The 23,030-nt window shown below is 72.0% G+C and carries 20 protein-coding genes; 14 read left to right on the top strand and 6 right to left on the bottom strand.

Annotated elements, in window-relative coordinates:
• Positions 1-26 precede the first annotated feature (26 nt).
• The 4 genes from nirB to AMYNI_RS0110675 are packed head-to-tail and all read left to right on the top strand — an operon-like array spanning position 27 to position 4,681.
• Positions 27-2,549 carry a nitrite reductase large subunit NirB gene (gene nirB / locus AMYNI_RS0110690; protein WP_020668000.1) on the top strand — a complete coding sequence of 841 codons (2,523 nt, stop codon included), beginning with the start codon at positions 27-29 and terminating at the stop codon, positions 2,547-2,549.
• Complete coding sequence (gene nirD, locus AMYNI_RS0110685; RefSeq protein WP_040405662.1) at positions 2,533-2,904, top strand: nitrite reductase small subunit NirD; 372 nt, start codon at positions 2,533-2,535, stop codon at positions 2,902-2,904. The genes nirB and nirD overlap by 17 nt, the downstream gene beginning before the upstream one ends.
• Positions 2,901-4,019 (top strand): uroporphyrinogen-III synthase, encoded by a 1,119-nt coding sequence (locus AMYNI_RS0110680; protein WP_020667998.1) that lies wholly within the window; start codon positions 2,901-2,903, stop codon positions 4,017-4,019. Before nirD ends, AMYNI_RS0110680 begins: the two co-directional genes overlap by 4 nt.
• The gene (locus AMYNI_RS0110675) at positions 4,016-4,681 is read left to right on the top strand and encodes a sirohydrochlorin chelatase (RefSeq protein WP_020667997.1); all 666 of its coding nucleotides are present in this window, start codon (positions 4,016-4,018) and stop codon (positions 4,679-4,681) included. The genes AMYNI_RS0110680 and AMYNI_RS0110675 overlap by 4 nt, the downstream gene beginning before the upstream one ends.
• A 193-nt stretch (positions 4,682-4,874) precedes the next feature.
• Here the strand turns inward: AMYNI_RS0110675 and AMYNI_RS0110670 are convergent, their stop codons facing one another.
• The 3 genes from AMYNI_RS0110670 to AMYNI_RS0110660 are packed head-to-tail and all read right to left on the bottom strand — an operon-like array spanning position 4,875 to position 7,392.
• Positions 4,875-5,996, bottom strand: a complete 1,122-nt coding sequence (locus AMYNI_RS0110670) for a DNA glycosylase AlkZ-like family protein (protein WP_020667996.1) — start codon at positions 5,994-5,996, stop codon at positions 4,875-4,877.
• Between the two features lie 13 nt (positions 5,997-6,009).
• On the bottom strand, positions 6,010-6,411 hold the full coding sequence (locus AMYNI_RS0110665) for a DUF3224 domain-containing protein (protein ID WP_020667995.1): 402 nt from the start codon (positions 6,409-6,411) through the stop codon (positions 6,010-6,012).
• A gap of 36 nt (positions 6,412-6,447) precedes the next feature.
• Positions 6,448-7,392 (bottom strand): TIGR03564 family F420-dependent LLM class oxidoreductase, encoded by a 945-nt coding sequence (locus AMYNI_RS0110660; protein ID WP_020667994.1) that lies wholly within the window; start codon positions 7,390-7,392, stop codon positions 6,448-6,450.
• An 86-nt stretch (positions 7,393-7,478) separates the two neighbouring features.
• On the opposite strand from AMYNI_RS0110660, the gene AMYNI_RS0110655 reads away from it, so the two are divergent.
• From AMYNI_RS0110655 to AMYNI_RS0110640, 4 genes are all read left to right on the top strand, one after another.
• Positions 7,479-8,456 carry a helix-turn-helix transcriptional regulator gene (locus AMYNI_RS0110655; protein WP_026360278.1) on the top strand — a complete coding sequence of 326 codons (978 nt, stop codon included), beginning with the start codon at positions 7,479-7,481 and terminating at the stop codon, positions 8,454-8,456.
• A complete protein-coding gene (locus AMYNI_RS0110650) occupies positions 8,449-9,276 on the top strand; it encodes a uroporphyrinogen-III synthase (RefSeq protein WP_020667992.1) in 828 nt (275 codons plus the stop codon). Before AMYNI_RS0110655 ends, AMYNI_RS0110650 begins: the two co-directional genes overlap by 8 nt.
• 75 nt (positions 9,277-9,351) lie before the next feature.
• Positions 9,352-9,609: a hypothetical protein gene (locus AMYNI_RS0110645; RefSeq protein WP_020667991.1), complete on the top strand. Its 258-nt coding sequence runs from the start codon at positions 9,352-9,354 to the stop codon at positions 9,607-9,609.
• A gap of 44 nt (positions 9,610-9,653) precedes the next feature.
• Positions 9,654-10,493, top strand: a complete 840-nt coding sequence (locus AMYNI_RS0110640) for an aldo/keto reductase (protein ID WP_026360277.1) — start codon at positions 9,654-9,656, stop codon at positions 10,491-10,493.
• Between the two features lie 62 nt (positions 10,494-10,555).
• On the opposite strand, the gene AMYNI_RS0110635 is transcribed toward AMYNI_RS0110640, so the two are convergent.
• Both AMYNI_RS0110635 and AMYNI_RS0110630 read right to left on the bottom strand, forming a co-directional pair.
• Positions 10,556-11,431 carry a siderophore-interacting protein gene (locus AMYNI_RS0110635; protein ID WP_020667989.1) on the bottom strand — a complete coding sequence of 292 codons (876 nt, stop codon included), beginning with the start codon at positions 11,429-11,431 and terminating at the stop codon, positions 10,556-10,558.
• Positions 11,432-11,453: 22 nt separating this feature from the next.
• Positions 11,454-11,774 carry an MGMT family protein gene (locus AMYNI_RS0110630; protein ID WP_020667988.1) on the bottom strand — a complete coding sequence of 107 codons (321 nt, stop codon included), beginning with the start codon at positions 11,772-11,774 and terminating at the stop codon, positions 11,454-11,456.
• Here AMYNI_RS0110630 and AMYNI_RS0110625 point away from each other — a divergent pair, their 5' ends adjacent.
• The 4 genes from AMYNI_RS0110625 (at position 11,775) to AMYNI_RS0110610 (ending at position 20,035) form a co-directional block, all read left to right on the top strand.
• The gene (locus tag AMYNI_RS0110625) at positions 11,775-15,038 is read left to right on the top strand and encodes an ATP-dependent helicase (RefSeq protein WP_084628352.1); all 3,264 of its coding nucleotides are present in this window, start codon (positions 11,775-11,777) and stop codon (positions 15,036-15,038) included.
• Positions 15,035-18,331, top strand: a complete 3,297-nt coding sequence (locus tag AMYNI_RS0110620; RefSeq protein WP_020667986.1) for an ATP-dependent helicase — start codon at positions 15,035-15,037, stop codon at positions 18,329-18,331. Before AMYNI_RS0110625 ends, AMYNI_RS0110620 begins: the two co-directional genes overlap by 4 nt.
• Positions 18,332-18,417: 86 nt before the next feature.
• Positions 18,418-19,503, top strand: coding sequence for a potassium channel family protein (locus tag AMYNI_RS0110615; protein ID WP_020667985.1), 1,086 nt, complete (start codon positions 18,418-18,420; stop codon positions 19,501-19,503).
• A gap of 79 nt (positions 19,504-19,582) precedes the next feature.
• Positions 19,583-20,035: a hypothetical protein gene (locus AMYNI_RS0110610; protein WP_020667984.1), complete on the top strand. Its 453-nt coding sequence runs from the start codon at positions 19,583-19,585 to the stop codon at positions 20,033-20,035.
• A gap of 9 nt (positions 20,036-20,044) precedes the next feature.
• On the opposite strand, the gene AMYNI_RS0110605 is transcribed toward AMYNI_RS0110610, so the two are convergent.
• Positions 20,045-21,028, bottom strand: a complete 984-nt coding sequence (locus tag AMYNI_RS0110605; protein ID WP_084628661.1) for a neutral zinc metallopeptidase — start codon at positions 21,026-21,028, stop codon at positions 20,045-20,047.
• Between the two features lie 198 nt (positions 21,029-21,226).
• Here AMYNI_RS0110605 and AMYNI_RS0110600 point away from each other — a divergent pair, with 198 nt between their 5' ends.
• Positions 21,227-22,393, top strand: coding sequence for a DUF7847 domain-containing protein (locus AMYNI_RS0110600; RefSeq protein ID WP_026360273.1), 1,167 nt, complete (start codon positions 21,227-21,229; stop codon positions 22,391-22,393).
• An 11-nt stretch (positions 22,394-22,404) separates the two neighbouring features.
• On the top strand, positions 22,405-23,025 hold the full coding sequence (locus AMYNI_RS0110595) for a DUF4129 domain-containing protein (RefSeq protein ID WP_245573912.1): 621 nt from the start codon (positions 22,405-22,407) through the stop codon (positions 23,023-23,025).
• Positions 23,026-23,030 lie beyond the last annotated feature (5 nt).

Raw genomic sequence — 23,030 nt, 5'->3', positions numbered from 1 at the left:
GTAGCGGTACGGAGGAGGTTCGAGGTATGGCGCGCACTCTGGTCGTGGCCGGACATGGCATGGTCGCCCACCGCTTGGTGGAGGCGATCCGTGCCGAGGACACCGCGGGGGACTGGCGGGTGGTGGTACTGGCCGAGGAGAACCGGCCGGCCTACGACCGCGTCGCTCTCACGTCCTATGTGGACGACTGGCGGCCGGAGTCGTTGGCACTGCCAGGCGCGGACTACGCGGACGACCCGCAGGTCGAGCTCCGGCTCGGCGACCCGGTGCGGCGGGTGGACCGCGAGCGTCGGGTGGTGGTCACCGCCGCCGGGCTGGAGCAGTCCTACGACGCGCTGGTGCTGGCCACCGGCTCGAAGCCGTTCGTGCCACCGGTGCCGGGGCACGACCTGCCGGGCTGTTTCGTCTACCGGACCATCGAGGACCTGGACGCGATCCGCGCCGCCGCCGGCCGGTCCGGCCGTGGCCGCCGAGCGGCGCTGGTGATCGGCGGCGGGCTGCTCGGGCTGGAAGCGGCGAAAGCGTTGCGGGACATGGGTTTGTCCCCGCACGTGGTGGAGATGGGCCCGCGCCTGATGCCGCTGCAGGTGGACGAGGGCGGTGGCGGCCTGCTCCGGCGGCTGATCACCGCGCTGGACGTCACCGTGCACACCGGCACCTCCACCGACGCGATCGAGGCGGACGGTGAGCGGCTGCTCGGCAAGCTGGGCAACGGCACCGAACTGGACGTGGATCTGGTGGTCTTCTCCGCCGGGGTGCGGCCGAGGGACGAGCTGGCCAGGGACTGCGGTCTCGAGGTCGGGAACCGCGGAGGTGTTCTTGTCGACGCGCATTGCCGAACTGCGGACCCGTCGATCTACGCGATCGGCGAATGCGCCGCGGTCGAAGGAAAGGTGTACGGCATCGTCGCCCCCGGCTACGCGATGGCCGAGGTGGTGGCCGCCGAGCTGGCTGGCGGCGACGCGACCTTCCCGGCACCCGACACCTCCACCAAGCTGAAGCTGATGGGCGTGGACGTGGCCAGCTTCGGCGACGCGCACGCGACCACCGAAGGCTCGCTGGAGGTGATGTTCAACGACGCGGTCGCCGGGACCTACCAGAAGCTGGTGGTCTCTGACGACACCCGGACCCTGCTCGGCGGGGTGCTGGTCGGCGACGCGAGCCAGTACAACATGCTGCGCGCGCTGGTCGGGCGGCCACTGCCGGCCGATCCCGGCGCGATACTGGCGCCGGACGGCGGTTCGGGCGGGGTCGGGGTGGACGCGCTGCCCGCCGAGGCGCAGGTCTGCTCGTGCAACGCGGTCAGCAAGGGTGCGATCACCGAGGCGATCACCGGTGGTGGCTGCGATTCGGTCGCCAAGATCAAGTCCTGCACCAGGGCGGGTACCTCCTGCGGTTCCTGCGTGCCGATGCTGGGCAAGCTGCTCACCTCCTGCGGGGTCGAGCAGTCGAAGGCGCTCTGCGAGCACTTCCCGCAGTCGCGCGCGGAGCTGTTCGAGATCGTGCGGGCGACCAGGGTCGGCACCTTCAGCGAGCTGATCACCAAGCACGGCAAGGGCAGCGGCTGCGCGATCTGCAAGCCGGCGGTCGCCTCGATCCTGGCCACCCTCGGCAACGGTCACATCCTCGGCGGTGAACAGGCCACCCTGCAGGACACCAACGACCGGTTCCTGGCGAACCTGCAGCGCAACGGCACCTACTCGGTGGTGCCGCGGGTGCCCGGTGGCGAGATCACCCCGGACAAGCTGATCGTGATCGGCCAGGTGGCCAAGGACTTCGGGCTGTACACGAAGATCACCGGCGGGCAGCGGATCGACCTGTTCGGCGCGACCGTGGACCAGCTCCCGGAGATCTGGCGGCGGCTGGTGGACGCCGGGTTCGAGTCCGGGCACGCCTACGGGAAGGCGCTGCGCACGGTGAAGTCCTGCGTCGGCGCCACCTGGTGCCGGTACGGGGTGCAGGACAGTGTCGGCCTGGCGGTGGAGCTGGAGCTGCGGTACCGCGGGCTGCGCTCGCCGCACAAGCTCAAGTCCGGGGTGTCCGGCTGTGCCCGCGAGTGCGCCGAAGCAAGGAGCAAGGACTTCGGCGTGATCGCCACCGACGAGGGCTGGAACCTCTACGTCGGCGGCAACGGCGGCGCCACGCCGCGGCACGCCGACCTGCTGCTGTCCGGTGTGGACACCGAGACGCTGATCCGGACCATCGACCGGTTCCTGATGTTCTACGTGCGCACCGCGGACCGGCTGCAGCGCACCGCGCCGTGGGTGGAGGAGCTGGACGGCGGCCTCGACCACCTGCGCGCGGTGATCGTGGACGACAGCCTCGGCATCTGCGCCGACCTGGACGCGGCGATGGCCGAGCACATCGGCAACTACGAGGACGAATGGCGCGGGGTGCTGGCCGACCCGGAGAAGCTGGCCAGGTTCACCTCCTTCGTGAACGCGCCGGGCACACCGGACCCGACGATCAGTTTCCGTACCGAACGTGAGCAGCAGGTGCCGGTGCTGCTCGGAATGCCGGAGGTGGTCGGCAATGACCTTGTCCATTGAGTCCGCTGAGTCCACTGAGTCTGCCGGACAGACCTGGGTGCGGGTCTGCGCGGTGTCCGAGCTGACGCCGGGCGCCGGGGTGGCCGCGCTGCTGCCGGACGGGCGGCAGGTGGCCCTGTTCCGTACCGTGCACGACGAGTTCCACGCACTGTCCAATTTGGACCCTTGCAGTGGGGCCGCGGTGCTGGCGCGCGGAATCGTCGGGGATGCCGACGGAGTGCCGGTGGTCGCGTCGCCGGTCTACAAGGAGCGTTTCGACCTGCGCACCGGCGAGTGCCTGGACGCCGACGGGGTGCGGGTGCCGACCTATCCGCTTCAGGTGCTCGATGGAGTGCTGCACGTGGGTTCGCCATGATCCACCCGAACATCCTGCCGCTGGCCGGATACGCGGTCGGCATCACGGCCGCCAGGCGCGCCGACGAGCTCGGCGCGCTGTTCGTGCGCAAGGGCGCGACCGTGCGGTACGGCCCGGCGATCCGGATCGTGCCGCTGTCCGACGACACCGAGCTGTACTCGGCGACCAGGAACCTGCTCGACGACCCGCCGGCCGTGGTGGTGGCCACCACCGGGATCGGCTTCCGCGGCTGGATCGAGGCGGCCGAGGGCTGGGGGCTCGGCGAGCAGCTGCTGGCCGGGCTGAGCCGGTCCTCGGTGATGACCCGCGGACCGAAGGCGAAGGGCGCGATCCGGGCGGCCGGGCTGTCCGAGGACTACTCACCGGCGTCGGAGAGCAACGCCGAGTTGTTGCAGCATCTGCTTTCCAGCGGGGTCGAGGGGCAGCGGATCGCGGTGCAGCTGCACGGTGAGCCGTTGCCGTACTTCGCGGACGCGCTGCGCGGCGCGGGTGCCGAGGTGATCGAGATCCCGGTGTACCGCTGGGTCGGGCCCGCCGATCCCGGCCCGCTGGACCGGCTGGTGGACGCGGTGCTGGACGGCTCGATCGACGCGATGCCGTTCACCAGCGCGCCGGCGGCGGCCAGCATGCTGGCCATGGCCAAGCGGAGCGGGCGGCTGCCGGCGCTGGTGAACGCGCTGCTGAACCGGGTGGTGGTGGCCTGCGTCGGGCCGATCACGGCCGGTCCGCTGGTCGCGTACGGGATCGGTGCGGTGCAGCCGGAGCGGGCCAGGATCGGCGCGCTGGCGCGGACCGTGTCGGAGGCGCTGGTGACGTCCTCGCCGCGGCTGTGCGCGGCCGGGCGGCAGGTCGAGCTGCGCGGTCAGGCGGCCATTGTGGACGGTGAGCTGTGCGAGGTGGCGCCGGCGCCGATGGCGGTGCTGCGGGCGCTGGCGGCGAATCCGGGCCGGGTGGTGTCCCGGCGGGAGTTGATCTCGGCGTTGCCGGGTGGTGGTGAGGAGCACGCGGTGGAGACGGCGATCGGTAGACTTCGAACGTCGCTGGGGGAGGGGAAGCTGGTGCAGACCGTGGTCAAGCGCGGCTATCGGCTGGCGGTCGAACGGGAGCCGGCATGATCGTGCTGGCCGCGCACGGCACCCGTGACCCGGCCGGCGCGCGTGTGGTGGCGGAGCTGGCGGACCTGGTGCGCGCGCGGGGCGTGCCGGTGCGCGTCGCCTACGCGGACGTGCGGGCGCCGGATGTCACCGAGGTGCTGCGCGGCCTGCGTCGGCCCGCGGTGGTGGTGCCCGCGTTCCTGGCGTCCGGCTATCACGTGCGCACGGACATCCCGGCGCAGATCGAGGCCGCCGGGCATCCCGCGGTGACCGTGGCGGACGCCTTCGGTCCCGCCCCTGAGCTGCTCGACGTGTTGGCCGACCGCCTGCGCGCGGCCGGTTACCGCCGAGGCGACCGGGTGCTGCTCGGCGCCGCTGGCTCCAGCGACCCGCACGCGCTGGCCGAAGTCCGCTCCGCCGCGGACGCCCTGGCTGCCAGGCTGGCGACGCCGGTGCGGGTCGGCTACGCGGCGACCGCGTCACCGTCACTGGCGGATTTGGCCGGTGCCACTCCCGGCCGGGTCGCGGTGGCCTCCTGGCTGCTGGCCCCCGGCCTCTTCCACCGGCGAGCGCGAGACTCCGGCGCGGCCGTGGTCTCCGACCCGCTCGGTGCCCACCCCCGCGTCGCCGACCTGATCCTCCGCCGCTACTCCGAAGCCCTCACCCGTTCCGCCGCCGCCTGACCCTTCCCGCTGGCATGGATGTAGAACTCGCCAGCCCCGAACGTGGCACTCGCGCCCCGCGAATGTGGGACTCGCCGGTGTGTCGGGCCCGCTTCGGCGAGTCCCACGTTCGGCCTCGGTGAGTTGACCGTTGGCGCACGGCGAGTTCGCCATGACGAAGCTCGGCGGACGGCCGAACGGCACGACCGAGCACTCACGACCAGGTGACGCGCAGGTCGGGGAAGGAGCGGGCGGCGGCGACGCGTTCGGCTTCGGCCTCGGCGGCACCGCGATCGGGCGGCGCAAGTGTCCAAAAGGGACTGAAGGTGAAGTCGAGCCGTTTGCGGCCACCGGCTTTCGCCCGCCAGGTGCCGGCGACGTCGCCGTCCGCGATCAGCACCCCGGGGTTGCCGAGCATCCGCCAGATCTCCTTCTGCCGCGCCTTTTCCGGCACCAGCAGCGCCTTGTTCTTGGTGTTCAGGAACAGGTCCCAGGCTGGCAGCAGCCGGACCAGGTCGGGTTCCGGCGGGCTCTCCAACTCGGCGAGCCGCGTCTCGGGCAGGAACGCCGGCGCGCCGTCCACCCTGACCTCGGCCAGCCCCTCCGGCCACATCTCGGCGGCCACGGTCTTCGTGGTGCCGACGAAACCGCCGGCGTCGGTCATCGTCGACGGGCCGTTCAGCCGGAGGTACGCGGCGACCACCTCGGTGGCGGCCGCCGCGTCCGGTTTCGTCCTGATGGCGCCGCGGCCGGTGATCGGCGCCAGGGTGGCCGGCGCGATCCCGGCCTCCAGCCGGACCCCGCCTGGCAGGGCGGCCAGGCGCATCAGCTGCTCGTGGATGTGCGTCGCCTGGCAGCCCCGGCACCAGTAGGAAAGCCCCGGCGGCACCAGCTTGGTGACCGCCGTGCTGGCCGCGCCCTTGCTCATCGTCCGGTTCACCGCCTTGCGGATCGCCCGTGCCGCGGTGAACAGCGCGTCGGTCGCGGGCAGGCCGGCCTCGGCGACCTGCTTGCGCTGCCAGCCCATCCTGGCCAGCGCGTCGGCCTCGCCGAGCGGCACCAGCGCCGCGGTGAGCGAGGCCAGCTCACCGGAGCGGTGGTAGTGCGGCGCCCCGCGATGCGACCAGGTCAGGGTGAGTCCCAGATTGTCCACAAGGGACTCCTCGGTGACTTCGCCGGCCAGCCGCGCGGCCAGCCCGTAAAGCGCGGTGTGTCCCAGGCTGTCCTGCAGGCCGAGGTCGAACACGGCGAGTTTCACCGGGTCCCGCTCCCGCCGGTGCAGGCCGTGCGCCGCGATGCGGTACGCGAGCACCTGCTTGCGGTCCACGTTGAGCATCGCGGCCTCCCGGTCAGAGCTGGTAGTCGAAGGTGTAGGCCGACGATGGTTCGCCGAACGTGCTGGAGATGGTGCCGCTGCCGGAGATCCCGGCCAGCTCACCGGTCCCGGAACCGTCGACCACCGTCCAGGTGCCGTGCACGCCCTCGGTGTCGAAACCTACCTCGTGCCGGACCACGAAAGCGCCCTCGCGCCCGTCCACGCTGCCTTCGATCCACTCCAGCCCGGACGAGGTGATGCCCTTGCCGTCGTAGCCGGCGCCCGGGTAGTAGAGCAGGTAGTCGCTGGTGCCCTCGCCCTCGATCAGGCCCGCGTACTTGTTCTTGCTGTGCACATGTGCGACTCGGTTGGTGTCCTCCGCGCCGGCCACGATCTTCTCGTCCCAGGCGGCGGTGGTGAAGGTGTTTTCGCTCATGGGAAGCACTCTGCCGCGCTTACCTGACAGGTTGTGTCAGGTTTTCCGGACGAGTTCGCCGAGCAGCCGCCAGGTGCGGCGTTGGTCCGCCGGCGACCCGAGTGAGGTCTGGCTGTAGACCAGCTCGGTCACGCCGGCCTCGGAGTAGCTCCGCACCTGGGCGGCGAGCAGTTCTTCGGCACCGATCGCGACCAGGTCGGCCGGATTGCGCACGCCTTCGCGGTCCAGCGCGGCCCGGTAGGCGGGCAGGGTGGCGTGCTGGGCCATGTTCCGCTCCGCGCGGGCCCTGGCACCGTCCACATCGGTGGTCACCACCCCGGAGACGATCGCGGCGATCCGGGGTGCCGGCCGTCCCGCCGCTTCGGCGTGCCTGGTGAGGGTCGGCACGGTGTACTCGGCGATGGTGCGCGGGCCGGACATGATCGGCAGCGCGCCGTCCGCCAGTTCGGCGGCGGCGCGCAGGGCCAGCGGGCCCGCCGCGGCGAGCAGGACCGGCACCCGCGGCCGGGCGCCGGGAACGCGGCCCGGCCACGAGGTCCGCGCGGTGAGCGTCTCGCCGGCCAGGTCCGCGGTGCCGTTCTCGAGCAGCTCGCGCAGCACCGTCAGATACTCGCGCAGATGCCGGTTCCGCCGTCCCGGCGCGATTCCGTAGGTCTGCTCGATAAAGGACCCGATCGACATGCCGAGGCCGAGGGTGAACCGCCCGTGGCCGGCCGCCTGCGCGGTCTGCGCCTGGCTGGACAGCACGATCGGGTGGCGTGCCGGAATCGGTACCACCGCGGTGCCCACGTCGATGCCCGGCACCGCCCTGGCGGTCAGCGCGGCCACCATCATCGCGTCGTGGTCGAACCGCTGGGTGAACCAGACCGCGCTCAGGCCGGCTTCGGCGAGCTCGGCCGCCGTGTCCAGCAGCGCGTCCACCGAGTTGCCCTGCTCGGGCAGCGCGCTGTGGTCGGGCGGGATGGCGACACCAATGCGCATGACTTCCTCCTGTTGTTTACCTAGTTAATAATATAACTCAGTAAACTTGCCAGGATTCGTCAGGGTTCTGGGGAAGAATGGGCGGCATGCGGGCCAGCAGGTTGCTCTCGGTGCTGTTGCTGCTGCAGAACCGGGGGCGGATGACGGCCGACGAGCTGGCCGCCGAGCTCGAAGTCTCGGTACGCACGGTGTATCGGGACATCGAGGCGCTTTCCGCGTCCGGCGTGCCGGTCTACGCCGACCGGGGACGGGCCGGTGGTTACCAGCTGGTGGACGGCTACCGGACCAGGCTGACCGGGATGACCGAGGAGGAGGCCCAGTCGCTTTCGCTGGCCGGGCTGCCCGGCGCGGCCGCGGAACTCGGGCTCGGCACGGTGCTGGCGGCGGCCCAGCTCAAGCTCTACGCCGCGCTGCCGGCCGAACTGCGCGGCCGCGCCGGCAAGGTGGCCGAGCGGTTCTACCTCGACGTGCCCGGCTGGCACCGCGGGATCGAGAGCCTGCCGCGGCTGGCCGAGGTGGCGGAGGCGGTCTGGCAGTCCCGCCGGATCGAGGTGCGCTACCAGCGCTGGGGCAACCGCGAGGTGACGCGGGCGCTGGAGCCGCTCGGGCTGGTGCTCAAGGCCGGCAACTGGTACCTGGCCGCCCGATGCGAAGGCAGCGACCGGACCTACCGGATTTCCCGCATACTCGAGCTGACGGAGACCGGCGAGTTCTTCGAGCGACCGGAGGACTTCGACCTCTCCGCGTACTGGCAGGAGTGGTCCGAACAGTTCGAGCGGCGGATGTTCCCGCGGCTGGCGGAGGTCCGCATGTCGCCACGGGCGCGGGCTCTCGTAGCGTTCTACCACGGCGCGGTGGGCGCGCGGGCCGTTCGCGAAGCCGAGGACGGTCCCGAGGAAGCGGACGAGGACGGCTGGTTGCGAGTGGAGCTGCCGGTGGAGGCGGGCGAGGCCGCGCTCGGCCAGCTGCTGCAGTACGGGCCGCAGCTGCGGGTACTGGGGCCCCCGGAACTGCGCGAGCGGGTCGCCGAGGTCGTCAAGGAGATGGGCACTTTCTATGGCTGAGTTGACCGGGTTGACCGGAGTCACCATCGGGATCACCGCGGAGCGGCGGGCGGAGGAGTTCGCCGCCGCACTGGAACGCAACGGCGCCGCCGTCCGGCACGCACCCACGATCCGGATCGTGCCGCTGCCCGACGACACGCAGCTCCGCGCGGCCACCGACGACGTGCTGGCCGAGCCGGTCGACCTGACCGCGGTCACCACCGGCGCCGGTTTCCGCGGCTGGGTGGACGCGGCCGAGGGCTGGGGTCTCCGGGAAGAGCTGATCGAAGCGCTGGACGGCTCGCGGGTGTTCACGCGCGGGCCGAAGGCGACCGGCGCGGTCCGCGGGGTGCGGCTGCGCGAGGCGTGGTCCGCGCCGACGGAGAGCAACGCCGAGCTGTTCCGCGGGCTGCTGGCGGACGGGGTGTCCGGCGCGCGGATCGCGGTGCAGCTGCACGGTTCGGCGCTGCCGGAGTTCACCAAGCCCCTGCAGGATGCGGGCGCGCGGGTGGTCGAGGTGCAGCCGTACCGCTGGCTGTCCCCGGTCGACCCCGGCCCGGCGTACCGGATGATCGACGAGGTGATCGACGGCGGGCTGACCGCGCTGGCCTTCACCAGCGCGCCCGCCGCGGCGAACCTGCTGAACCTGGCGCGCGAGCACGGCCGGTTCGACGAGCTGCTGACCGTGCTGCGGGACGGGAAGGTGCTCTGCGCCTGCGTCGGGCCGATCACCGCGGCACCGCTGGCCGAGCTGGGCGTGCCCACCGCGGAACCGGAGCGTCAGCGCCTCGGTGCGCTGGTCAAGCTGCTCGTCGCGGAACTCGGCGGCTCCGGCCGGTAGGTTTGCCGTTCCGTCCAACCGGGAATGCCCAGGTGCGTCAGGGAAATCCCGGCAACGCGGGAGGGTGAACCGATCATGGCGGCTTGCGAGGTTTGCGGGAACGACTACGACCTGGCGTTCGAAGTCCGGGTGCGCAGCGGTGCCGTGCACACCTTCGACTCGTTCGAGTGCGCGATCCATCAGCTGGCCCCGATCTGCGAGCACTGCCAGTGCCGGGTGGTGGGGCACGGAATCCAGGTCGGCCAGCAGTTCTTCTGCTGCGCGCACTGCGCACGGGAGGGCGCGCCGGAGGGCGATCGGGCGCGTGATTCAGTCGGCAGCATGACGGGCTGAGCCGTCCCGTTTCGCGGTCCCGGCATGCGGGTAGGCAGGCGAGTATGAGTACTACGACGAACCAGGTGCCGGACGTCGAGCTGAACAACGGTACGACCATTCCGCAGTTCGGGTTCGGCGTGTTCCAGATCCCGCCGGAGCGCACGGCCGACACCGTCGGTGCGGCGCTGGAGGCCGGGTACCGGCATCTCGACACCGCGCAGATGTACGAGAACGAAGAGGGCGTCGGCGAAGCCATCAAGTCGTCCGGCCTCGACCGGGACGAGGTGTTCGTCACCACCAAGCTGGCGAACGACGCGCAGGGCCACGACAGCGCGATCACCGCGCTCGAAGGCAGCCTGCGGCGGCTCAACACGGACTACGTCGACCTCTACCTGATCCACTGGCCACTGCCGGCCCAGGACAGGTATCTGCGCACCTGGCGCGGCTTCGAGGAGATCCTGCGCTCGGGCAAGGCGAAGGCGATCGGGGTGTCCAACTTCCAGCCGGCGCACCTGGATCGGCTGATCGAGGAAGCCGAGATCGTGCCGGCGGTCAACCAGATCGAGCTGCACCCCGCGCTGCAGCAGACCGAGCTGCGCGCCTATCACCAGTCGCACGGGATCGCGACCGAGGCGTGGAGCCCGCTCGCGCAGGCCGATCTGCTCGGCGACCCGATCCTGACCGAGCTGGCCGGCAAGTACGGCAGGTCGGCGGCGCAGCTCGTGCTGCGCTGGCACGTTCAGCTCGGCAACATCGTGTTCCCCAAGTCCGGGACCCCGGCCAGGATTCGCGAGAACATCGACATCTTCGACTTCGAGCTGGACGCCGAAGACCTGCGGGTGATCGACAAGCTGGACGCCGGCCGTCGCACCGGCCCGGACCCGGACACCTTCAACGGCTGAAACCGCAGGTCAGAGGTCGTGAGTGAAAACCGTTGCCCCGGCAACAGTTTTCACTCACGACGTTAGTCGTCGTCGGCGGGGAGCTCGCCGGACTCGATCTGGCGGACGCTTTCGCGGGCGGCCTGCTCCTCGCTCTTGCCGAGCCGCCAGTAGCCGGTGAAGGTGATCGCCCGCTTGTCCACCCCGCGCTCGCGCACCAGGTGCCGTCGCACGAATTTGATCAGCCCCGCCTCCCCGGACACCCACGCATACGGTGCGCCGTCGGGGAATTCGGCCGCGCGGACGGCGTCCAGCACGGCCTCGCCGTGCGGCCTGCTGCCGCGGTGCACCCAGTGGATCCGGACGTCGCCGCGGGTGTCGAAGGTCTGCTCTTCTTCCGGGCCGGAGACCTCGATGTAGGCCACCGCGACCGAGCCGGGGGCCAGCCTCTCCACGATCGCGCCGAGCGCCGGGATGGCCGCCTCGTCGCCGACCAGCAGCTGCCAGGCGACATCCTCCGGCGGCACGTACAGCGCGGTCGGCGGGCTGAGGAAGATCACCTCGTCGCCCGGCTCGGCCCGCGCCGCCCAGCCCGACGCGGGGCCGGCGTCGTCGTGCAGCACGAAGTCCACGTCGATCTCGCCGGACTCCGGGCGGTGCTTGCGAATGGTGTACGTGCGCATCGGCGGCCGGACCTCGTCGGCCATCGCCAGGTAGGTGCGGTACCAGGACAGCACCTCGGCGCCCTCGAGCGGCGGCGGCAGCTGCGGGCGCCGCTCGCCGGGAAGCGGGAAGAAGAACTTGACGTACTGGTCCGGGCCCGGGTCGGTGACCGAAGCCAGGTTCTCGCCGGTGAAGCTGATCCTCGCCATGTGCGGGCTCAGCCGCTCGACGGCGGTCACCCGGACCACCTGGTACGTCATGGTCGGCCGCTCGGCCGGCGCCTCCGTGCTCGTCATAAGGTTAGGCTAACCAAAAGGGCTACCAGAGGCCACCCTCGGTCTCCGGGTCCGGCTCGGTCTGCCAGCGGTAGGTCTTCATGTCCACCCGCTGCCCGTCCGCGAGCACCCCCTCGGTGCGCAGCAGCTCAAGTTGCTCGTGCAGCAGGTGCGGCGCCGGGGTGCCGTCCGCCCGCAGGATCCGGTGCCAGGGCAGATCGTGCCCGTCCTCGGCCAGGATGCGGCCGACCAGGCGCGGCGAAGGAGCGCCCGAAATCGCCGCGATGTCACCGTAAGTGGAGACCTTGCCGGCCGGTACGCCGGCGATGACCTCCCGCACTCTTTCGTGCAGCTCGTCGTCCATATGCCCACTTTGCCGTGCCGCTCCACGGACTCCTCCTCCGGGCATGTTCCAATCGTGTCCGTGCACGGGCGCAGGGCGGAAACGCAGGTGGGTGCGCGGCTGGTTCGCCGCGTCGCGCCCCCCGCTCCGCCGCGCCGCTGGGACGAGGACGCCAGGCGGCTGCTGGCGGCGCCGTCCGGTTTCGTCCGGGTGCTCGGCGGCCCCGGCACCGGCAAGACCACGCTGCTAGCCGGCACCGCCGCGAACCGGGTCCGCGAGGGCGTCGACCCGGAGAAACTGCTGGTGCTCACCGCGTCCCGGCGCGCCGCGAACGCGGTCCGCGCGGACATCGCGCACCAGCTCACCACCGAGGAGGAGCACTCCGGGCGCACCATCCGCGAACCGCTGGTGCGGACCGTGCACTCCTACGCCTTCTCGCTGTTGCGGCTGCAGGCGAGCGAAGAGGGCTTGGCGCCGCCGCGCCTGCTGTCCGGTCCCGAGCAGGACGTGGTTGTCCGCGAACTGCTCGCCGGTGACCTGGAGTCCGGGGCGGACTACTGGCCGGAGCGGCTGCGCCCGGCACTGGCCGTGCCCGGTTTCGCCGAGGAGCTGCGGGATCTGCTGCTGCGCGCGGCCGAACGCGGGCTCGGCCCGGAGGACCTGATCAAGCTGGGCAAGCGGAAGAACCGGCCGGAGTGGGTCGCGGCCGGGGTGTACTGGCGGCAGTACGAAGAGGTCACCCTGTTGCAGGGCGCCGGCGGCAACGCGCTCGGTGTGCCCAGCGCGCAGGCGTTGGACGCGGCCGAGCTGGTGGCCACCGCGCTGCTCGCGCTGGATTCCGACCCGGAGCTGCTGGCCAGGGAGCAGGCCAGGATCCGGCATCTGTTCGTGGACGACGCGCAGCACCTGGACCCGCTGCAGTTCCGGCTGCTCAACCGGCTCGGCGGGGCGGCCGCGGACTTCGTGCTCGCCGGTGACCCGGACCAGTCGGTGTTCTCCTTCCGTGGCGCGGATCCCGGCAAGTTCCGGGAAGCGGACCAGACCGGGGAACGCACCATCACGCTGACCAGGTCGCACCGGCTGAGCCCGGCCGTGCACCAGGCGGTGACCAGGCTGGCCGGCACGCTGCCGGCCGCGTCGAAGCACCGCGCGTTCCGCCCCGGCACCGACGAGGAAGCCGATCCGGGCGCGGTCCGGGTCCGGTTGATGGCCACGCCGTCCGCGGAGGCGAGCTGGGTGGCCGACCAACTGCGCCGCGCGCACCTGATCGACGGCGTGCCCTGGTCGGACATGGCCGTGCTGGTCCGTTCTCCCGGGCGTTCGTTCCCGGTGCTGCAACGCGCGCTGCGCGCGGCCGGGGTGCCGATCGCCGCCGCGGTGGAGGAGCTGCCGCTGGCCAAGCAGCCGGGAGTGCGCCCGCTGCTGACCGCGTTGCGGGTGGCCGCGGCGCCTTCGGTGCTGGACGTGGACGTGGCCGAGATGCTGCTCGCGTCCCCGCTCGGCGGAGCGGATCCGCTCGCGCTGCGCCGGATGCGGCGCGGCCTGCGCCGGCTGGAGCTGGCCGGTGGCGGCCAGCGCTCCAGTGACGAGCTGCTGCTGGAAGTGCTGCAGGACAACGATCTGCTCGTCGGCCTGCCGGACGCCGAGGCGGCCCCGATCCGCCGGGTGGGCGGGCTGATCGCGGCCGCCCGGCGTTCGATCTCCCGCGGCACCGGGGTGGAGCAGGTGCTCTGGGAGCTGTGGCAGGGCAGCGGGCTGGAGCGGCGGTTGACCCGGCTGTCCAGCCGGGGCGGAACCCTTGGCGCACAGGCGGATCGCGACCTGGACGCGGTGGTGGCGCTGTTCCACGCGGCCGGCAACTACGTCGACCGGCTGCCGAAGGCCAGTGTCGCGGGGTTCGCCGACTACCTTTCCGCCCAGCAGATCGCCGGGGACAGCCTGGCCCCGGTCGCGGCCCGCGGCGAGGGCGTTTCGCTGCTCACCGCGCACGGCGCGGCCGGGCGGGAGTGGTCCGTGGTGGCGGTCGCCGGGGTGCAGGAGGGCAGCTGGCCGGACCTGCGGCTGCGCGGTTCGCTGCTCGGGGTGGAGCGCCTGGTGGACCTGCTGTCCGGAGTGGACGGTGAGACGGTGTCGGCGACCGCGCCGCTGCTGGCCGAGGAGCGGCGGCTGTTCTACGTCGCGGCCAGCCGGGCGAAGCGCATCCTGCTGGTCAGCGCGGTGGCCGGGGACGACGAGCAGCCGTCGCGGTTCCTGGACGATCTGGAGGAGCAGGACGAGTCGACCGCCGGCGCGCGGATCAAGCCGCCTGGCCGGTCGCTGGTGCTGGCCGAGCTGGTCGGCGAGCTGCGCGGCGCGGTCTGCGACGAGCGCACCGATCCGGCGCGACGCAGCCGCGCGGCAAGGCAGCTGGCCAGGCTGGCCGAGGCCGGGGTGCCCGGCGCGCATCCGGACAGCTGGTACGGCGTGCTCGAAGAGTCCACAATGGAGCCATTGCACGCGTCCGGTGACGTGGTACGGATCTCTCCGTCTACTGTGGACACTCTGGCCAGGTGCCCGCTGCGCTGGCTGATCGAACGGCACGGCGGCAGCGACCCGGCGCAGCTGGCCGCGATCACCGGCACCCTGGTGCACGGGCTGGCACAGGCCGCGGCCGACGGCCATGACGACGAACAGCTCCGCAAGGCGCTGGACGAAGCGTGGGCGCGGGTGGACGCGGGCGCGCCGTGGTACTCCCGCCGCGAGCGCCGCCGGGTCGAGCAGATGGTCCGCAACTTCGTCACCTGGCTGCAGCAGAGCCGTTCGCAGCTCACCGAGCTGGGGGTGGAGCAGGACATCGAGGTCGAGCTGCCGTCCGGGGAGAACGAGCTGCGGGTGCGGCTGCGCGGCCGGATCGACCGGGTGGAGGCCGACGAGCACGGCCGCCCGGTGATCATCGACATCAAGACCAGCAAGGTGCCGATCACCGCGGCCGACGCCGAGCTGCACCCGCAGCTGGCCGCGTACCAGCTCGCCGTGCTGCTGGGTGCTTTCGAAAGCGGGAAGGAGCCGGGCGGCGCGAAACTGGTGTACGTCGCCAAGTCGAACGTCAAGACCGGTGCAAGCCAGCGCGAGCAGCAGCCGTTGGACGCAGAGGCCGGGAAGCAGTGGCTGGAGCTGGTGCACAAGGTCGCCACCTCGGCCGCCGGTCCGGAGTACGACGCCAACGAGAACTCCGACTGCGATCGTTGCCCGGCAAGGGGTTCCTGCCCGCTGCGGCCCGAAGGCCGGCAGGTGACCGACTCGTGACCCCGGCGCTGGTGTCGCCGGAGGAGGTCGCCGAGGCGCTGGGGCTGCACCCGCCGACCGCGGAGCAGGCGCTGGTGATCGCCGCGCCGGTCGAGCCGGCGCTGGTGGTGGCCGGTGCCGGGGCCGGCAAGACCGAGACCATGGCGGCCAGGGTGGTCTGGCTGGTGGCCAACGGGATCGTCACCCCGGAGCGGGTGCTGGGGCTGACCTTCACCCGCAAGGCGGCAAGGCAGCTGGCCGAACGGGTCAGGGCCAGGCTGCGCCGGCTGGCCGGGTCCGGGCTGCTGGACCGGATCGACCCCGGTGGGCAGCGCCGCGCCATGGTGCTGGCCGAAGAACCGACCGTGCTGACCTACCACGCGTACGCCGGCAGGCTGCTCGCCGAGCACGGGCTGCGGCTGCCGGTGCAGCCGGGGGTGCGGCTGCTTTCGGAGACCTCGTCCTGGCAGCTCGCGCACCGGGTGGTGTCCACATGGGACAAAGACCTGGAGACCGACCGGGTGCCGGCCTCGGTCACCGCGCAGGTGCTCCAGCTGGCCGGTGAGCTCGGCGAGCACATGGTCGATCTCGCCGACCTCGACGACTACACGCGGCAGTTCTGCGAGCTGATCGAGAACGCGCCGCGGGCGAAGGGACAGCGGGCGTCGCTGCCCCAGAAGCTGGTCGACATCGTTGCCGCGCAACGGTTCCGGCTGGAGCTGCTGCCGCTGATCGACGGCTACCAGCAGCGCAAGCGGGCCGAAGGGGCGCTGGACTTCGCCGACCAGATGGCGCTGGCCGCGCAGCTCGCCGGTGATCACCCGGAGGTGGTGGCCGGGGAACGGGCCCGCTACGGCGCGGTGCTGCTGGACGAGTACCAGGACACCGGGCACGCCCAGCGGGTGCTGCTGCGCGCGTTGTACGGCGGGGTGGAGAACCCGCCCCTGCCGGTCACCGCGGTCGGCGACCCGGCACAGGCGATCTACGGCTGGCGTGGTGCCAGCGCGGCGAACCTGCCCCGGTTCACCACGGACTTCCCGCGGCTGGAAGGGAAAAAGCTGGGCCCGGCGCGGGAGTTCGGGCTGCTCACCAGTTTCCGCAACCCGCCGGAGGTGCTCGCGCTCGCCAACGCCACCGCGGAGCCGCTGCGCGCCGGTGGGCTCGGGGTGGAGCGGCTGCGCGCCAGGGAAGGCGCCGGCCCGGCGGACATCGTCGCCGGGCTGCTGCCGGACGTGCGGGCCGAACGCGCCTGGGTGGCGGATGCGGTGGCTGAGCGCTGGTATGCCGAGCTGGACGCCGGCGGCAGTCCGCCGACCGCGGCGGTGCTGGTCCGGCGGCGGGCCGACATGGCCCCGGTCGCGGCCGAGCTGCGCGCCCGCGGCCTGCCGGTGGAGGTGGTCGGCCTCGGTGGCCTGCTGGACGAGCCCGAGGTGGCCGACCTGGTCAGCACGCTGCGGGTGCTGGCCGATCCGCTGGCCGGGACCGCCGCGGCCAGGCTGCTCACCGGGGCGAGGTGGCGGCTGGCGGCGGCCGATCTCGCCGCGTTGTGGCGGCGCGCGAAAGACCTTTCCGGCCCGCCCGCGGAGGCCACCGGCGAGACCGCCGATCCGCTGCTGTTCACCGAACGCGCCGAGCAGACCGGGCTGGTGGACGCCCTCGACGATCCCGGTGACCAGGAGCGTTACGGCTACTCCGACGCGGGCTACCGCCGGATCCGCCGGATCGGCGCCGAGCTGTCCATGCTGCGCCGCCGGCTGGACCAGTCGCTGCCCGAGCTGGTCGCCGACGTGGAACGGACCCTGCTGCTGGACGTGGAGTCGCTGGCCAGGCCGGGCAGTGCGGGCCGGGCGCACCTGGACGCCTTCGCCGACGTGGTCACCGACTTCGCGGAGACCTCGCCCACCGCGACGCTGATGTCCTTTGTGGACTATCTCGCCACCGCTTCGCACGCGGAGGACGGGCTCACCCCCGGCGAGGTCGAGGTGGCCGCGGACCGGGTGCAGGTGCTGACCGTGCACTCGGCGAAGGGGTTGGAGTGGCGGGTGGTCGCGATCCCGCACCTGGTGCAGGACGTCTTCCCGAGCAAACGCCGGTCCTCGTCCTGGCTGCGCACGGTGACTGCGCTGCCGGCGTCGCTGCGCGGGGACGCGCAGGACCTGCCGAAGCTGCGGGTGGCCGCGGGCTACGACCGCAAGGAGATCCTGGAGGCGCTCGAGCTGCACGAAGAGGGCTTCGCCGAACGCGAGGCCGACGAGGAGCGCCGGCTCTGCTACGTGGCGCTGACCCGGTCCGAGAGCGCGCTCGTGGTGTCCGGGCACTGGTGGAACGAGAGCAGTGCGAAACCCAAGGGCCCCAGCACTTTCCTCACCGAGATCGGGGAGCTGCTGGCAGGGGAGGAGCAACTCGGCCGGGTGCACACCTGGGCCGCCGAACCGCATGGGGACGAGGAGAACCCGCTGGTCACCGACGCCCGCCGGGCGCAGTGGCCGTTCGACCCGCTGGGCAGGCGGCGCACCGCGGTCACCGAGGGCATCGGGCTGACCATGGGCGCGCTCGAACTGGCGGCCGAACCGCCGCCCGACCCGCAGCTCGAACTGGACTTCGCGGCGGAGCCGGAGGAACCGGCCGAAGAGGAGGATCCAGACGGTTGGATCGCGGACACCGACGTGCTGCTCGCCGAACGGGCCAAGGCGGCCGGTGCCGGTCACGAGGTGCTGCTGCCGGACCATCTCTCGGTGAGCCAGTTGGTCGAGCTTGCCGCCGACCCTGCCGGCCTCGCCCGCCGGCTGCGGCGGCCGCTTCCCATGCCGCCCAACACTTTCGCCCGGCGCGGCACCGCTTTCCACGGCTGGCTGGAGCGCCGGTTCGGCGGGGAGCGGCTGCTGGAGATCGACGACCTGCCCGGCGCCGCGGACACCGGCGCGGTCAGCGACGACGAGCTGGTCGCCCTGCAGGAGGCGTTCGAGAACAGCGCTTGGGCCAACCGGATGCCGCACGAGGTTGAGGTGCCGTTCTCGACCGATGTGGACGGAGTGACCGTGCGCGGCCGGATGGACGCGGTGTTCGCCGAACCGGACGGCGGCTGGACGGTGGTGGACTGGAAGACCGGCGCGGTGCCGGACCCGGACAAGCTGCGCCCGCTGGCCGTGCAGCTCACCGCGTACCGGCTGGCCTGGGCAGAGTTGCAGGGCGTGCCGCTGGAACGGGTGCGCGCGGCGTTCCACTACGTGCGCGACGACCGCACCGTCTGGCCGGAGGACCTGCTCGACGCGGACGGCCTCCGCGACCTGCTCCGCAGCGTTCCCCAGGACTGACCCCCGGCATTGGGCACATTCGCCGCCGGGTCGTCTACGCTTCGTCGCGTGAGTGATCCCGCGCACCCTCTTCCGGGAGCCGAAGCATGATCAAGAGGATCAAGCGGATCCCGCTCGGTGACCAGCTGGCCGATCAGCCCGACCACACCCTGGTCGGCGTGATCAAGATGCCGGAGACCACGGTCAGCCCGATGCGGGCGATCTCCCGCCGGGTGATCGGGGCCGGGCTGGCGCTGCTGGCCACCGTGCTGATCGTGTACCTGGACCGGGACGGCTACCGCGACGCCAACGGGGACGGGCTGTCGTTTTTGGACAGCCTCTACTACGCGACGGTTTCGTTGTCCACCACGGGTTACGGGGACATCGCGCCGGCGACCGCGACCGCGCGGCTGGTGAACGTCGTGATCATCACCCCGCTGCGGGTGCTGTTCCTGATCGTGCTGGTCGGTACCACACTCGAAGTCCTCACCGAGCGGTCGAGGCAGGCTTTCCGGATCCAGAAGTGGAGGCACAAGGTGCGAGACCACGTGGTGGTCGTCGGGTTCGGCACGAAGGGCCGGGCCGCGGTGAAGACGCTGCTCGGCGACGAGGAGATCGAACCGAACCACATCGTCGTGGTGGACACCGACCAGCAGGCGCTGGATGCTGCCGGCGCGCTCGGCCTCGTCACCGTGCACGGCTCGGCCACCAGGTCGGACGTGCTCCGGGTGGCCGGGGTGCAGCGGGCCCGCGCGGTGGTGGTCGCGCCCAACCGGGACGACTCCGCGGTGCTGGTCACGCTGACCGCGCGGGAGCTGGCGCCGAAGGCCCACATCGTGGTGTCCGTGCGCGAGGCGGAGAACGTGCACCTGCTCAAACAGTCCGGCGCGAGCCAGGTGGTCATCTCCAGCGAGACCGCCGGGCGGCTGCTCGGCATGGCCACCTCCACCCCGTCGGTGGTGGACATGGTCGAGGACCTGCTCACCCCCGAGTCCGGGCTGGCCATCGCCGAACGGCTGGTCGAGCAGTCCGAGGAGGGCGGCTCGCCGCGGCACTTGTCGGACATCGTGCTCGGCGTGGTCCGGGACGGCACGCTGTACCGGGTGGACTCGCCGCAGGCCGACGCGATCGAGCCGGGCGACCGGCTGCTCTACATCCGCAAGGTCACCCAGTCGGAGCAGATCGAGAGCTGAGCGGTGCCGCCGGGCGCACCTGGGTTTTGCCCGGGGCATCTGGAACCATTGACCCGTGCCCCCGAGATCGGAAACGCCAGTGCCGCACGGAACGCTGCGCTGGAACACGCTGGCGGTGGCGGCCGCGGTGGGGATCGCGATCGTGGCTGTGGCCTGGTACCTCGGGCCCGGCCTGTTCGGCACGGCCGAGGCGGAGCAGGGCACCGTGGTCGAAGCCAGGGTGACGCTGGGCATGGAGTGCGCCAGCCCGGACGCCAAGGAGACCGTGCAGTTCGAGCTGGCCGGCAAGACCCGCAACGGCACGCTGACCGCCTGCGGGCACGACCGTGAGCAGCGGGTGAAGGTGGTGGTGCCGGCCGACGTCGGCACCGGCCTGATCGACGTCAAACCGGCCGGCGTGGTGGAGGGCCGCAACGACCTGCGCCGCCCGGTCGGCCTGGTGCTGGTCGCGCTCAGCTGCGTCGGCGGCGGCAGCTACGCGTTCCTGGTCGCCCGCGGCCCTCGCAACCGGCGCAGCCGCGCCCTCGCCTGAACCGGCCGGTCAGGAGACCTCGGTGGCGGGGGCGCTGAAGGTGTTGCACTCGGCGATGCGGTTGTCCTCCGCGCCGGTGCGCCACCAGGACGCGTAGTGCGCGTTGGTGCCGTGGTCGTGGCTGCCCGAGGTGTTGTCGCCCCTGGTCTCCTGGTCCTTCCACGCCTTCTCGTACATCTCCCTGGTGACGCTGCCGCCGCGGTCCACATGCGCGCCGAGGAACATGCCGGAGAAGCACTGCGCCTGCAGTTCCTTGCGCCTGGCCATTTCCTGGCCGGCCTCGCTGCTCTGGCCGGCCGCGTAGATCCGCTCCCAGGCAGCGTCCATCAGCCCGGCGACCTCCTGCACGTGGTGGCCGTACTCGTGCGCGAACAGCGCCAGGTAGACCCCGGGGTTGTTGCCGTACTGGTCGGTCTGCAACCCGCGGAAGGGCACGTAAAGGTTGTTCTCGCAGTAGTAGGCCGCGGTCGCGATGCCCACCTTGATCGAGCCGCAGTCGGTCTGGAAGCTGGTGCCGGTGGGGAAGTGCAGCGCGGGTGGGACGAACGGCAGCCGGTAGTGCAGCAGGAACGGCCCCCACGCCGCGTCCAGGCAGTGGCCGGCGGCGGTGAAGAACTCCTCGGCCGCCGCCTGGTCGTTCCGCCAGGTCGGCAGCACGCAGCTCAGGTTCTTCAATCCCGCTTCCGGATCGGACAGGATCGGGTGGTCGGCGAGCCGGAGGATCTTCTGCTGCCCGGTGGCGCTGCCGGAGGCGGCCGGCGCGCCGTTGCCCGCGCCGGGATGCGAGGCCGGCGCGGTGGTGGACGGCGGGTTCTGGGCGACCGTGTCCGCGCTCTGCTTGCCTTTGGTCACCGCGACGTACACCACCAGCCCAGCCAGCACCACCGCGGCCAGACCCAGGCTGAGCGCGATGACCTGCCTGGACGCCTTGGACCGCGGCCGCGTCGGCCCTGGTGCCGGCGGCGGCAGCGGGCCAGAGGGCTGTTGGCTCATGGTCTGCAAAGCATAACGAGGGGGACCGACAGCCCGCTGTGTTCGCCGAGGGTCACAACCAGGTCCAGCACGCCGTGAGTCGGTGGCGGTGAGGCCGGAAGCTCTGCGAGAGTGTGCACGCTTCCCGAAATGTACTGGTCCGACTCTTGCCTCAGAATCTTGCGGGACACCCGCACCCGATCGACACTGGAGACTTCGATGAGTGAAACGGGTGGCGGGCCGACGCCCGACCCCGACCGGCCCGGCGCCCCAGGACCGGGTGACCAGTCGTCGACGCCGGACCAGGCGCGTCCGCAGGACCAGCCGCACGCGCCGCCGGGCGGTCCTGACGCCGGGCAGTTCCAGCAGCCAGATCCGCCACAGCCACCCCCGCCGATGCCGCCGCCCCCGCCGCAGCAGCAGTGGAACCAGCCGGCCTGGGTGAACCAGGGCGGCTACGGAAAGCCGGGGGTCATCCCGCTGCGGCCGCTGACCCTCGGCGAGATCCTGGACGGCGCGATCACCACCATGCGTCGCTACCCGGCGCTGGTGCTCGGGGTGTCCGCACTGGTTGCGGTGGTCAACACCGCGCTGGGCTATCTGCTCAACCTGTTCAGCCTGGACGACCTGCGGCGGGCGACGGAAAGCCTGCAGCGGACCTCGGATCCGCAGCAGCAGCTCGACGAGGTGCTGCCGCTGCTCGGCAACTCGCTGATGATCAGCGGCATCGGCCTGCTGATCACCATGCTCACCACCACCTTCCTGACCGGTTTCCTCACCGTGGTGATCGGTAAGGCGGTGCTGGGCAGGCCGGTCAGCTTCGGCGGCGCGTTCGCCGAGGCGGGCCCGCGGCTGCTGCCGCTGCTCGGCCTCACCCTGCTCTACACGCTGATCGTCGCGGCGCTGCCGGTGGTGGGCGGGTTCGCCGCGGTCTACGCGAGCGGGGTGGGGGTGCCGTTGCTGCTCGCCGGCCTGGTGGCGGCGGTGTGGCTGTACGTGCGCTACAGCCTGGCCAGCACCGCGCTGGTGCTCGAACGCGGCCGGATCAGCCAGGCGCTGTCGCGGTCCCAGCTGCTGGTCAAGGGTTCCTGGTGGCGGGTGTTCGGCATCCTGCTGCTGGCGCTGGTGATCAACGTGGTCATCTCGGAGCTGATCGCGCTGCCGTTCGGGGCCGCGAGCGGCGCCTTCACCGGCATCTTCTCCGGCACGGTCACCGTGCCCACCGCGTCGGACCTGCTGCTGACCTCCCTCGGCGGGCTGATCGCGACCACCATCACCGCGCCGTTCAGCGCCGGGGTCACCGCACTGCTCTACATCGACCAGCGGATGCGCCGGGAGGGCATGGACATCGAACTGGCGCGTGCGGCGGGTTCCGCGCCGCAGTGACGATCCGGCAGGTGGAGATCCCGGTCGACATCGGCCGGGACGACGCCCGCGCCGCGGCCGAGCGCGAGCTGGCCAGGGCGGAGTACCAGGCGGCCGAGCCGTCGCTGCTGGACCGGCTCCTGCGCTGGGCCGGCGACCGGATTGCCGAACTGCTGCGCGCGGTGTCCGATGTGGCGCCGGGCGGGCTGCTCGGCCTGCTGGTGATCCTGGTGCTGATCGTGCTGATCGTGGTGGTGATCCGGTTGCGGGTGGGCAGTCCCGGCCGTCGCGGCAGGAGCGCGGGCCAGGTTTTCACCGGCCGGTCCAGCTCCGCCGCCGAGCACCGGCTGGCCTCGGCGGAAGCGTTTGCGCGCGGGGAGCTCGACGTCGCGGTGCGGGAACGGTTCCGGGCGCTGGTGCGTGGCCTGGAGGAGCGTGACGTGCTGGACGAGCGGTCCGGGCGCACCGCCGACGAGGCCGCGACCGAGGCCGGCGCCCGGTTGCCCGAGTGCCGGGACGAGCTCGCCGCGGCCGCCGCCAGGTTCGACGAGGTGTACTACGGCGGCCATCCGGCGGCCGAAGCGGACTACCACCGGCTGGTCGCGCTGGACGAGCGCAGCCAGGCAGCACGGCCGGTCATGGCGGCGCTGTGAGCACT

Source organism: Amycolatopsis nigrescens CSC17Ta-90 (genome assembly GCF_000384315.1).
Taxonomy (GTDB): domain Bacteria; phylum Actinomycetota; class Actinomycetes; order Mycobacteriales; family Pseudonocardiaceae; genus Amycolatopsis; species Amycolatopsis nigrescens.
The sequence above is the reverse complement of the archived record's forward strand: the minus strand, read 5'-3'. Positions and strand labels throughout refer to the sequence as shown.